Genomic DNA, 12,363 nt, shown 5'->3' with positions numbered 1-12,363 from the left:
CTCACATACTGCGATGAAATCCGGCATGCTCTGCGGTGAAGCGGTATTTGAGGCGATTGCGGCCGGTGTAGAAAAAGGCGGTGATCTGGCGGTGGCACGTGTGGCTGAAGGCGAAGATTTCTTTGTTAAGGAACTGACTGCTTATACCGACAAGTTTAACAACAGCTGGCTCAAAGAAGAGTTATACAACTCACGTAACTTCGGCCCGGCAATGCACAAGTTCGGCCAATGGATCGGTGGTGCCTTTAACTTTATCGACCAGAACGTGTTTAAAGTGCCTTTTACCTTGCATGATCTGGTTCAGGACCATGCTGCGCTAAAAACCCAGGCAGCTGAAAGCTTCAAGCCGACCTATCCAAAACCGGATGGCAAGCTGACCTTTGACCGTCTGTCTTCAGTGTTTGTCTCGAATACGGTCCATGAAGAGAACCAGCCAGCGCACTTGAAACTGACCGATGCTTCGATTCCGGTGGAAGTAAATCTACCGAAATGGGATGAGCCTGCGCAGCGTTACTGCCCGGCGGGTGTCTATGAAATTATGGAAAATAATGACGGTTCCAAGCGTTTCCAGATCAATGCAGCCAACTGTGTGCACTGCAAGACCTGTGACATTAAGGATCCGTCCCAGAACATCACATGGGTAACACCGGAAGGTGGTGGTGGTCCGAATTACCCGAATATGTAAGGTAATCATCAGATAAAAAAATGAACCCGCTTTTAAGCGGGTTTATTTATGGATAAATTATTTAAAATTTCAGCTCTTATCCATTCATCTATTTAATTTAGCAAATTTGTGGAATTTTATTTTCTAAACAGGTACAGCTCATTGAGCTCATCTGTCGTTTATCTCTTTAGCCGCCTTTCTTCACTAAATAATGAAATTCTTTATTACCATTTTCATCCAGACGTTCTTCCTGCAAGAGCAACTCATGCCCCAAATGCATACAGAATTTTGGAATATCCCACGACGTTGAATTATCCGTGGCAAACACCTCAACCACATCACCTGCCTTGGATTTACGGATCGCCTGATGCAACATCATCACTGGCTCAGGACAACGTAAACCTCGGGTATTCAATTGCAGACTTGGAATAATTTCAGTTGGGGACATCGATAGACTCAGGATGGAAAGACCGCCATATTTTAGCATAAAGCTGCGATTACATTGCTGCTTTGCATACGTGGCCAGTTCCAAAATCAGCGCTGACTCGCGCGATCAAGACTGCGCATCATATTTACAATAGACAAGCGTATTTTCTGCGGTATGATAAAACCACGTTTTTTTAGATATTAAGAGTCTTCAGGAAAAATCATGCACGAGGAATCAGGCCCGTCGTGGGGTATGCGCGGCTTACGCAAATGGCTGGGAACTGCACCCGAAACTCGCGACGAACTGCTAAAATTAGTACAAGATTCACGTCGATTTTTAGAACCCGATACTGTTGCCATGCTTGAGGGCGTTCTTGACCTCCCGGCAACCAAAATTCGTGAAGTCATGACGCCTCGCACGTCCATGATCAGCTTGCAGGAAGATGACCAGCTGCTGGATATCCTGCATGTGTTGGTCGAGTCTGCGCATTCACGTTTTCCGGTATTTTCATCCGATCAGACCGACAATGTAGTCGGCATTCTATTGGCCAAGGATTTATTGCCTTTTCTAACTGAACCGACGACCAAAGTCGATATTCGCGCGCTTATGCGTCAGCCTTTATTTGTTCCAGAAAGTGCCCGCTCCGATCAGGTGCTGCGCATGTTAAAGAATACCCAGACGCATATTGCGGTGGTGATTGATGAATACGGTACGACTTCGGGTCTGGTGACACTGGAAGATATTCTGGAAGAAATTGTCGGTGAAATTGAAGATGAACATGACAATGCTGACGAAGAAGCATACTACATTGTTCCGGATAACGACCCGACTACCGCCAATACCTGGGTAGTCCAAGCCCTGACTCCGATTGAGTATTTCAATAATATGCTGGATGCGACTTTCCCTGATGATGAAGTGGAAACCATGGGCGGCTTGTTATTACAGGAAATTGGTCTGGTGAGTGACCTTGAAGGTCAAACCATTGAAATGGAAAACTGGCAATTTACCATTCTTGAGGCGGATTCACGCTCTATTCATCTAATTCGAGCCGTGCGCCAATGAGAGCGTATTTCGATAAGCTGTTGAGTTCGTCTCAACAGCAAAAACCGTTGCCGCTGATCTATCCTGTTTTAATTGCCTTATTTGCAGGTGCTATCTTTAGTTTGGCACTAGCCCCTTATCATTACTGGTGGCTGGCGATTCTGTCTCCAGCACTGCTCTATGCTTGCCTGCGCGGACGTAGCGCAAAACAGGCCTTTGGCATTGGCTGGGCTTATGGGATTGGCTTGTGGTTTGTCGGCGCATTCTGGCTGTATACCTCAATTCATGTCTATGGCGATACCAGTGCATTTCTCAGCGTCGTGATGATCCTGATTATGGCGCTGGTGATGGGTCTGTTTAGTGCCGTTCAAACGTTTGTCTATCGCCGCTTTTTCCCGGAAACACCTTTAACCTTTGCCCCGCTCTGGGTGCTGTTTGAATGGTCCAAGACCTGGGTCTTTACCGGATTCCCATGGCTGTTTGCTGGTTATGCCTTTACCGAACGCTACCTAGATGCTTATGCGCCATTATTCGGGGTGTTTGGGGTATCTTTCGTGGTGATCATTCTGGCCTGTGCGCTGGTTGAGATCCTGAATAGACGCCTGTTCTGGGCCATTCCTTCCGCCATCTTGTTACTTGGTGCCTGGGGCGCAGCACAGCTGACGTTTGTTGAGCAAAAAAATCAAAAGCCTTTAACGGTTTCCCTGATTCAGGGCAATATTCCGCAAGACTTGAAATGGCTGACTGAATATCAGGTAAAGACCTTATTGATTTATGCCAATTTGAGTAAAACCGAATGGGGTCGTGATCTGATCGTCTGGCCGGAATCTTCGATTCCCATGTTCCAGACTGATATTGAAGCCTTTCTGGAGGCCATGAAAGTACAAGCTGAAAAATCAGGCACTGCATGGGTAACCGGCATTCCATATTGGGATTTAGCAGAATCACAGGCTGCAGGCTATCCAAAATATTACAATAGCATTATGGCCAGCGGAAATGAATCTGATGGGCTATACAAGAAGCAACGACTGGTTCCCTTTGGTGAATATATCCCCTTATCAGGCTGGCTGAGCTGGGTCTTGCCAGGTCTGCAAAATGATCCTTCCATGAGTGGTTTTACCCGGGGCGCAGATCATCAAAAACCATTGAATGTGAAAAATCATCCATTGGGTTCTGCAATTTGCTATGAAGTGGCCTACCCGAATTTGACCCGTCGCAATGCCAGCCAAAGTGATTTTCTGGTGACCGTGTCTAATGATGCCTGGTTTACCGGCACGGCAGGACCATTACAGCATCTGCAAATGGTGCAAATGCGTGCTAAAGAAAATGGCCGCTGGTTTATTCGCGCCACCAATACCGGTGTAACCGCCTTTATTGACCACAATGGCCACATCGTGAAAAAAGCCCCGGTGGATCAGGAAGCGGTATTACGTGGTGAACTTCCAGCCATGCAGGGCGAAACGCTGTATATGAAACTCAGTGATTGGCCAGTGATGATCTTCTCAGTTCTGCTTTTGCTTATTGGATGGCGCTTCCGTCCACGTAAAGTGGATGTCAGCTTTAAGTCAAGAAGATAATTTCTTCAAGTCCCTCTTTTACAAAGAGGGATTTAGGGGATTCCTGAATATAGCACCTTATCAATCCCTCCTAAGCTCCCTTTATGAAAGCGAAGAACACTCAAGGCAATAAAAAACCGAGGTCAATGCCTCGGCTTTTTATTACATTCAAATTTAAAACTGTGAAGCCAGATAACACAACATACTGGCAAGTGACAGCATCGGCACATGACGATAGAGCTTAACCAGTGTCTGCTCAAATACTGAACCTTGTTCGGCTTGAATGCGAACTACACTCGCGTTTAATGCGGACCAGAAACATAGGGCCAATAAACTGCTCATCAAGCTGATAGCAAAAAAGGCCACCATAATCTGGCTGCTGCCTTCGGTGCTCTGCCATAAATGGACGATTCCCTGACTGATCGGCAGCATGCTTAAAACCAGAAGAACAGATTTCAGCATCGACCAATGAAATTGATTGATTTCATCCCCTAAGACTAATGCTTTCATGTACTTCTCCGTTGGCGAGTCAAGTGCCATTCAGATCATTATGAGCTTTTTTAAATAAATAGAAAGTGTATGTTTATTCATATTTTACGAGAATTGTAATAGATAAATATGGGAATAATTCTTATTATAACTCGCATATCGTTTTTATTATTTCATTATCATAAATATCATTAACTTACATTATATTTGATAATTAAGAGTTATTATCACTTCACTTCGTATTGAAATAGCCTATTCAGTGAAGTGATATATGCCATCTATCGAGAATTTATAATGATTCTCAATTAAGGCTGATAATAAATATCGGCATCTGTTCCTTCACCACCCGATTGACCATCTGCACCAAATGAATACAGATCGAAGTTGCGACCATCGGTACCCGGAATCACATATTGCAGTTCATTATCCCAGCTGTCTTTTGGAAAACCGCCTTTGACATAGCCGCCCGGCACCCAGTTTTTTGCAGTCGCTGGCTGATTCACCAGTGCATCCAGACCACCTTCCTGCATACTTGGATACTTGCCATTGTCCAGCTTGTATTGATCCAGTGAACCTGCAATGCTCTGCAACTTGATCACGGTGGTATCTACTTTGGCCTTTTCACCGCGTCCCATCACGTTCGGAACGATCAGCGCAGCAAGCACACCAAGAATAACAATCACCACCATGACTTCGATTAACGTAAAGCCCGTCTGTTTATTTAATTGATTCCTTTTCATTCAATCTCTCTCATTTATTTGCATCATTCAGAATTTCCACTTGAATCTTGATCACAGCAAAATTCTAAGCGGTTTCTGTTTAAATCATATTATTCATATTCACAATTGGCAGCATGACCGCAATCACAATCACCAGAACGATACTGGCCATCAGTACCAGCATTAAAGGTTCCAACAAGGCCAGTAAAGTTGAAATCAGGGTAGTCACTTCGCGATCCTGCATCTGTGAAGCACGTTCCAGCATACGGTCCAGTTCACCGGATGCTTCACCACTTTTGATCATTTGTACCATCATCGGGGGGAAATAACCACTGCGTTCCAGTTGGGTTGCCAGGTTGCCACCTTCAGTGACTTTTTCCGCTGCCAGATTGACAGAATCCCGGATCACCCAGTTGTTACTGACTGCAGCACCAATGCGCAGCGCATCGACCAGCGGCACGCCAGACTGGGTCAAAATGGATAAAGTACTGGCAAAACGTGCGGCATTAATTCCGCGTGACAATTTGCCGAATAAAGGTAATTTTAAGGTCAGACGGTCAAAGGCATAATGCCCGGCGGTAGTTCTTAAAAATCGGATTAATAAGAAAATCCCTAAAGCACCACCGATCAATAAAAATGGCCAGGCAATGCGGATAAAATCGCTGGCTTTCATCAAGGCCACGGTAATCCAGGGCAAGGCGTCTTTACTCTGATCAAAAGTCTTGACGATATCCGGCACCACATAGGTCATCAGCCCCATCACAATCGCAAAGGACATCAGCATCAGAATAATCGGATAGATCATTGCACCTTGAATTTTTTTCTGCATGGCAAACCGGTTTTCGGTATAGTCAGCCAACTGATCCAGAATCAGGTCCAGATGTCCGGAACGTTCACCGGCAGCAATTGTGGCAATATACAGTTCAGGAAAACGTCCGGATTGCTGCAGGCCCTGCGCCAGACTATGCCCTTCCAGCACTTTTGAGCGCACTGACATCAGCAGGTTTTGTACATGTACTTTTTCGCTTTGCTTGCCAACAGCACGGATGGCTTCTTCCAATGGAATCGCGGCGGCGACTAGCACGGACAGCTGCCGGGTCATGAGAGCCAGATCATAGGCGGTAATACTTTTTTCAAACCATTTTCGACGATGCTGCTGGTCTTTTTTTTCAACAGGATCAACAGAGACAGGAATAAGTGCTTTATCCCGTAATTGTTGCCGGATCTGACGTGCAGAATCCCCCTCCAGCACGCCTTTTTGCTGCTTTCCTGAAGCATCAAGCGCAATAAACTGATATGCAGGCATTGTAATGCTCTAATTTTCCAAAATTTTGCTCAACGCTGTTGCGTCAGACCACCGAAATCATTCATATTCTTTGATATAAATTATCTACTCACTCTAACATAATCGAACTTTAAGCACGACGAAATTTCTTCAGGATCTCCACCCCAAGATATGCAAAATTCCCACACCGATTTAAGTCCAATTTATCGCGTACGCGTTGCTGTACCTGTGCATGTATTTGATTGTTTTGATTACACGATGAGTGCAGAACAATTTAAACAGGCGCAGATTGGCGCACGTGTAATGGTGTCATTTGGACGTCAGAATCTGGTCGGGGTGATTATCGAAAAACTGTCCGCAGACACTCCTCTCGATCCGCGCTTTAAACTTAAGGCAGTGACCGAACTACTTGATGAACGTGCCATTATAGATAGCAAAGTTTTAAGTTTGTTGACATGGTCAGCGCAGTATTATCAGTTCCCGATCGGTGAAGTCGTCCACAGTGCCCTGCCAACTCTCCTGCGTCAGGGTAAGCCTTATAACCTGCTAGCTCGTACCTGGAAATTGCTGGACCCTGATGCCGAGGCCAAAGTACGCCGTTCGGACAAGCAGCAGGAAGCCTACCGGATTTTAAAACTGCATCCGGTCGGGACCACTGAAAATGTGCTGAATATGGCCGGGATTGAAACTGCGACCTTAAAAGCGCTGGAGAAAAAAGAGATTTGCGCCTGTGTGCTGGAGCCACAAGATTTCAATCCGAAGCCGATGCAGCTGGCACAAATGCCGCTTACTGCCAATCCTGAACAAAAACATGCAGTCGAACAGGTATTAAAATATCGCAATCAATATCAAGCTTTTTTACTGGATGGTCTGACCGGCAGCGGTAAAACTGAAGTGTATTTGCAGATCATGGAACAGGTACTGAAACAGGGCAAACAGGTGCTGGTGCTGGTGCCGGAAATCGGCCTGACGCCGCAAACCATCAGCCGTTTTCAGTCCCGTTTTCATTGCCATATTGCGTTGCTGCACTCCGGTTTGAATGATTCCAAACGGCTACAGGCCTGGCAGTCGGCAGAAACTGGCAAAGCCTCGATTGTGCTTGGGACACGTTCCGCCATTTATACGCCAATGCCGAATCTGGGCCTGATCATTCTGGATGAAGAACATGACCTGTCCTTTAAACAGCAGGAAGGCTTCCGCTATCATGCCCGTGATGTCGCCCTGTACCGCGGCCATTTACAGCAATGTCCGGTAATCTTAGGTTCAGCCACACCAAGTATTGACAGTTATGCGCTGGTTGAACATGGCAAGATGCAGGCACTGGAGCTGAACCAGCGTGCCGGCACGGCCTTGATGCCCAAAATCCATATTCTGGATTTAAAAGTTGCGCAAAAAAAGCATGGGATTAGCCTGCAATTGATTCAGGACATCAAAAAGCGCCTGGAGAAAAAAGAACAGGTACTGATTTTTTTAAACCGCCGTGGCTATGCCCCCGTCCTGCTTTGTGGCAGCTGTGGCTGGCAGGCGCAATGTCCGCACTGTGATGCCAACTTCACTGTACACCGTCAGCCTTATCAGCATCTGCATTGCCATCACTGCGGTACTATTCACCGTATGCCGGAACACTGCCCGCAATGTCAGCATCAGGAACTGGTTACACTGGGTATGGGCACCGGCAAAGTCGAAGAACATTTAAATGAGCTATTTCCGGATTTTGAGGTGATTCGGGTCGATCGCGATTCCACCAGTCGGGTCGGCAGCTGGCAAAAAATCTATGACAAGATTCAGAAAAGCGAACCGGCGATTCTACTCGGCACCCAGATGCTGGCCAAGGGGCATCATTTTCCTTATGTGACGCTGGTGGCGATTCTGGATATTGATTCCGGTCTGCTGAGTGTGGACTTCCGTGCTACTGAACGGACTGCGCAACTGATCGTGCAAGTGGCTGGCCGTGCCGGACGTGGTGAACATAAAGGCGATGTTTATCTGCAGACCCTCAGACCTGATCATGCCCTGCTGAATACCCTGGTCAATGAAAATTATCGCGTATTTGCCCAGCAGACCTTAAAAGAACGGCAGATGGCCAGAATGCCGCCCTACCGTTATGCCATTCTGATTCGCTGTGAATCCAAGGATCAGGCACAAAATACCGAATTCTTACAGAAACATGCAGCACTCCTCAGGCAATATCCTGATCTGGCGCTGGACATCTGGGGACCAATTCCTGCGCCAATGGAACGTAAGGCCGGACGCTATCAGTCGCATATGGTGCTATTGTCAGCGGATCGTCCACGTTTGCATTACTATGTGCGTAGCTGGTGGCAAAACATGCTGCAGGACAAACCTTCTAGCATGAAGCTCACGCTGGACATCGACCCTCAGGAACTGAGCTAAAAGATATTACGCCTGAGGATCGATCTGGAATACGAAACTGCAAGTCTGGATCAAGAATAAATTTAGGGCAGGAAAATGTCGATACTGTTACAAATAACACTGGTTCTGGTCATTGCACTGTTGATAGTGCCACTGAGTAAAAGGCTCAGATTGCCAAGTGTGCTGGGCTATCTGTTAACAGGGATCATCTTAAGTCCAAGCCTTTTGCACCTGATTCAGACACCCGAAGTCATGAGTAGTTTCATGCAAGTCAGCCTGATGGCACTGATGTTCTGGATCGGCCTGCAACTCAGACCACAACGCATTGTGCAGATTAATCCCTCCCTGTGGATGATGGCTGCTTTACAGGTACTAATCAGCACCCTGATTTTCACGCTCATGGCCTGGGTTTTCCTTCAGCAAAGCCTACTCGCCAGCATTGTAATTGGACTCGCCGGCAGTTTGTCCGCCCTGACTTTGGTGATTCAACATCTCAATCATCAGGAACAGTTCGCCACCAGCTATGGTCAGCAAGCCTATTCGATTCTGCTGATTCATGCTCTGTTGGCCGTTCTGGTGATTGCAGCCATTCCCTTATTTGCCGGGATTCGCTCGACCGAACATGGCGTGGCCTACTTTGCTGCCCTCATCGCGACGTTAAGCGGTCTGTTCCTGTGTAATCGTTACTTGATGCAGCCGTTGTATCGCTGGATTGCTAAAAGTGGCAGTCACGAACTGCATGCGATTGTAGCGATTGCGGTGACCTTGGCATTGTTGGTGTTAATGAATACCCTCGGCCTGAATCTATTTCTCGGTGCCTTATTTGCCGGCATTTTACTGGCAGATTCAGATTTCCGGCCTGCGGTAGAAAGCGCGATTCGGCCTTTTCAGGGTCTGTTGATGGGCCTAGCCTTTATCAGTCTGGGCATGTCACTGCACTTACCTGATCTGCTCAATTTCCCCTGGATGATTCTCGGTGGCACCCTCACTTTAATCTTGGGCAAGTTTGCAATCAGTCTGGCATTGGCGCGTTATCATCAAAATAGCTGGCGCAATAGCACCTTGTTAGCAGCCAGTCTGGCGCAAGGCGGCGAATTTGCCTTACTGGCACTGGTAATTGCCGTTTCCGACCAGATTATTGCGGCTGATCTGCTCTCTCCCTTGCTGTGGATGGTGAGTTTTTCCTTGCTGCTGACCCCCGCATTTTATTGGTTATTGCACAGTCAGATCTTACCGCGTCTGGATCGCCACAATCATCTGGCAGCGACTTTTGAAACTGATATTAATCCTCAAGCCCATACACCAATCCTGCTGATTGGCTTTGGCCGCTTCGGACAGATTATTGCCCGAATTTTACTGCAACAGCAGCATGCATTTAGTGTCATGGACAGCAATGTGCAAGCCACTGAACTTCTGGCGCAGTACGATATTCCTTTCTATCAGGCAGATGCAACAGAGCCGGAAGCCTTGATACAGACCGGCATTACCACAGCGCAACAGGTAATTGTGGCGATTGACGATATTGAAGACTCGATGTTGATCGTGCGGCATCTGCGGCTGAATTATCCTGAAACCTGTTTATGGGTCCGCGCCCGTGACCGGCATCATGTGCATTTATTGCAGGATTTGGGCGTGAAACACATCTGGCGTGAAACTTATCTTTCCGCCTTGGAACTCAGTCAGGCCTTATTAAACCAGATCAATCCTGACCTTGAAAATAGCCAGCAACAGATTCAAAACTTCCGTGAACACGATGAAAAACTGCTGAATAGCCAATATCATCTGGATCCGGATGAACATCCAAATTATGAAAATCAGCGGAGCAGTTTAGCCGAACTGGAGCATCTGTTTGCCCAGGATCAACGCCATAAAGTGCAAAAACAGGCTACACAGCAGCAACAGGATACAAATGGCGCAGGAATTGATACGTTAAGAGATGAACTGTCATAACTTGTGTTTTACAATAATGACACCATTAAAGCAGGGTTATGGAGAATTTTATGTCTGATTTACGCCAACGCTTTTTTATTGAAGATAGCCCTGTTCGTGGTGAAGTGGTGCATCTTGAAGAAGCCTTACAAACCATTTTAGCGCAACGTGACTATGCACCTGCAGTTAAGATCCTGCTAGGTGAAATGCTCAGTGCCACTGCACTGCTGGCCAGCACATTGAAGATTAAAGGGCGTATCAGCCTGCAAATTCAGGCATCAGGCACATTTAAATGGGCTATGGCTGAATGTAACCATTTGGGTGAAGTTCGCGCTCTGGCTGACTATGAAGAAGATCCGCACTTTCTGGTTGGTGAAGACAGTAGTACGGTCTTGAAATCACTCACCTCTCCGGTTCTATTCATCAATATCGAACCAGAGTTTGGTGAGCGTTATCAGGGGATTGTACCTCTTGATAAAGAAAATCTGGCGGGCTGTCTGATGCAGTATTATGACCTGTCTGCGCAGATTCCGACGCGTATTGTACTGGCAAGTGACCATCAGCGTGCAGGTGGTTTACTGATTCAGCTGTTACCACGTAATAGTGAAGAAGAACAACGCCGGGTAGATGAAGACCTATGGCCACGTCTGACCATGCTCACAGAGACCCTAAAAACTGAAGAGTTAGTCGGTTTGCAAGCCACTGATATTCTGTACCGTTTATATAACGAAGAAGAAGTTCGTCTGCCAGATACGGAAGTGTTGAAGTTTGGTTGTACCTGCTCTAAAGAGCGTTGTGCAGTCGCTTTACAGCAAATCGGCGTAGAGTCGATCCGTGAAACGCTGGAATTCCAGAATCCGATCGAGATGGACTGCCAGTTCTGTAATAGCCAATATACCTTTACGGCTGAAGAAGCCTTGGGTCTATTTGGTAAACACCTGAGCTAAGTACTTAGAATCCTTAAGTTTAAAAGCATTCCTAGGAATGCTTTTTTTTATATTTTAAAACCTATGGGACTGAGTTCAACAGAGCGTATTCCCCTACATTAGAAAACCCGTCTACTCCCTGAATCAAACTCTCCTGTGAATCCAATCTAAGAATCTCTGTTAAATTATAAGATTATTCACATTAACAAAACATGAATATTCATCATTTTCGAAAAATTATGAGAAAGACTGCACAGTTCATACTCTTGATTTAATTATGCTTTTAAAATAAATTAGAGCAATAATTCTAAAATGAATACATCATCAATTTAACAGGTATGTTATGAGAAAATTATTGAATACTCTAGTAATGGGGATGAGTTTAGCCGCAGTTTCTAGTTTGGCCTTTGCCTATGAAGATCCATTATTGGGTAAATGGAAAACCATCGATGATCAATCGGGCTATTCTCGTGCGGATGTGGAAATTCGCAAGAAAGCAGATGGTAGTTATGAAGGGGTAATTGTCGAAACACGCAGCTTGCCTGGCGCAGAAAAAATGGGGATCTGTCATAAATGTCCAGGCCAGCTCAAGAACAAGCCTTTTCTAGGCCTGCCGTTTATCTGGGATTTTAAGGCAGATCCGAAAAAGCCGCGTGAATACCATGATGGCAAAGTACTTGATCCGATCAGTGGCAAAGTTTATAAAGGCAAAGCACGCTTAAGTGCTAATGGTAAACGTCTGACCTTGCGTGGTTATGTCGGGGTATCAGTAATTGGTCGCAGTGTTACCTGGGTAAAATATTAATTTCAGAAAGATTTTCAAAGCCCCTATATCAGGGGCTTTTTTCTTTGTCATGATTTGAAACAATAAGGTACAAATAAAAACTGTTTTGGAGCAGGCAAAGTCATAATAATGGATCGAAGACGGTTATTTTTTATCCACTTATGATGATC

General features: G+C 46.0%; 11 protein-coding genes. 7 read left to right on the top strand and 4 right to left on the bottom strand.

Going from position 1 to position 12,363, the window contains the following annotated elements; genetic code table 11:
• Window positions 1-685 (top strand): 4Fe-4S dicluster domain-containing protein (locus ACTL4S_RS07515; RefSeq protein ID WP_441299056.1); only part of this gene is annotated, 685 nt, incomplete at its 5' end.
• A gap of 166 nt (window positions 686-851) precedes the next feature.
• Here ACTL4S_RS07515 and tusA read toward each other — a convergent pair.
• Window positions 852-1,112, bottom strand: coding sequence for a sulfurtransferase TusA (gene tusA / locus ACTL4S_RS07510; protein ID WP_004729361.1), 261 nt, complete (start codon window positions 1,110-1,112; stop codon window positions 852-854).
• Between the two features lie 201 nt (window positions 1,113-1,313).
• Between tusA and ACTL4S_RS07505 the strand changes: the two genes are divergently transcribed.
• Complete coding sequence (locus ACTL4S_RS07505) at window positions 1,314-2,153, top strand: CorC family transporter (protein WP_441299055.1); 840 nt, start codon at window positions 1,314-1,316, stop codon at window positions 2,151-2,153.
• Entirely contained in the window at window positions 2,150-3,709 is a 1,560-nt protein-coding gene (gene lnt / locus ACTL4S_RS07500) for an apolipoprotein N-acyltransferase (RefSeq protein ID WP_191112671.1), read from the top strand. Before ACTL4S_RS07505 ends, lnt begins: the two co-directional genes overlap by 4 nt.
• 153 nt (window positions 3,710-3,862) lie before the next feature.
• Here lnt and ACTL4S_RS07495 read toward each other — a convergent pair whose 3' ends face one another.
• From ACTL4S_RS07495 to gspF, 3 genes are all read right to left on the bottom strand, one after another.
• Complete coding sequence (locus ACTL4S_RS07495) at window positions 3,863-4,198, bottom strand: hypothetical protein (RefSeq protein ID WP_441299054.1); 336 nt, start codon at window positions 4,196-4,198, stop codon at window positions 3,863-3,865.
• 284 nt (window positions 4,199-4,482) lie between these two features.
• Window positions 4,483-4,917: a type II secretion system major pseudopilin GspG gene (gene gspG, locus ACTL4S_RS07490; RefSeq protein WP_085064955.1), complete on the bottom strand. Its 435-nt coding sequence runs from the start codon at window positions 4,915-4,917 to the stop codon at window positions 4,483-4,485.
• 79 nt (window positions 4,918-4,996) lie between these two features.
• The gene (gene gspF, locus ACTL4S_RS07485) at window positions 4,997-6,202 is read right to left on the bottom strand and encodes a type II secretion system inner membrane protein GspF (RefSeq protein WP_253114568.1); all 1,206 of its coding nucleotides are present in this window, start codon (window positions 6,200-6,202) and stop codon (window positions 4,997-4,999) included.
• Window positions 6,203-6,352: 150 nt separating this feature from the next.
• Here gspF and ACTL4S_RS07480 point away from each other — a divergent pair, with 150 nt between their 5' ends.
• From ACTL4S_RS07480 to ACTL4S_RS07465, 4 genes are all read left to right on the top strand, one after another.
• Window positions 6,353-8,575 (top strand): primosomal protein N', encoded by a 2,223-nt coding sequence (locus tag ACTL4S_RS07480; RefSeq protein ID WP_441299053.1) that lies wholly within the window; start codon window positions 6,353-6,355, stop codon window positions 8,573-8,575.
• 75 nt (window positions 8,576-8,650) lie between these two features.
• Window positions 8,651-10,504, top strand: a complete 1,854-nt coding sequence (locus ACTL4S_RS07475; protein ID WP_441299052.1) for a cation:proton antiporter domain-containing protein — start codon at window positions 8,651-8,653, stop codon at window positions 10,502-10,504.
• A gap of 50 nt (window positions 10,505-10,554) precedes the next feature.
• Window positions 10,555-11,430, top strand: coding sequence for an Hsp33 family molecular chaperone HslO (gene hslO / locus ACTL4S_RS07470; protein WP_004647344.1), 876 nt, complete (start codon window positions 10,555-10,557; stop codon window positions 11,428-11,430).
• A gap of 322 nt (window positions 11,431-11,752) precedes the next feature.
• Complete coding sequence (locus ACTL4S_RS07465; RefSeq protein WP_004647343.1) at window positions 11,753-12,214, top strand: DUF2147 domain-containing protein; 462 nt, start codon at window positions 11,753-11,755, stop codon at window positions 12,212-12,214.
• Window positions 12,215-12,363: the final 149 nt, after the last annotated feature.

This window comes from Acinetobacter lwoffii, assembly GCF_052078135.1.
GTDB classification, from domain to species: Bacteria; Pseudomonadota; Gammaproteobacteria; order Pseudomonadales; family Moraxellaceae; genus Acinetobacter; species Acinetobacter lwoffii_Z.
This window is presented reverse-complemented; position numbering and strand designations above follow the sequence as displayed.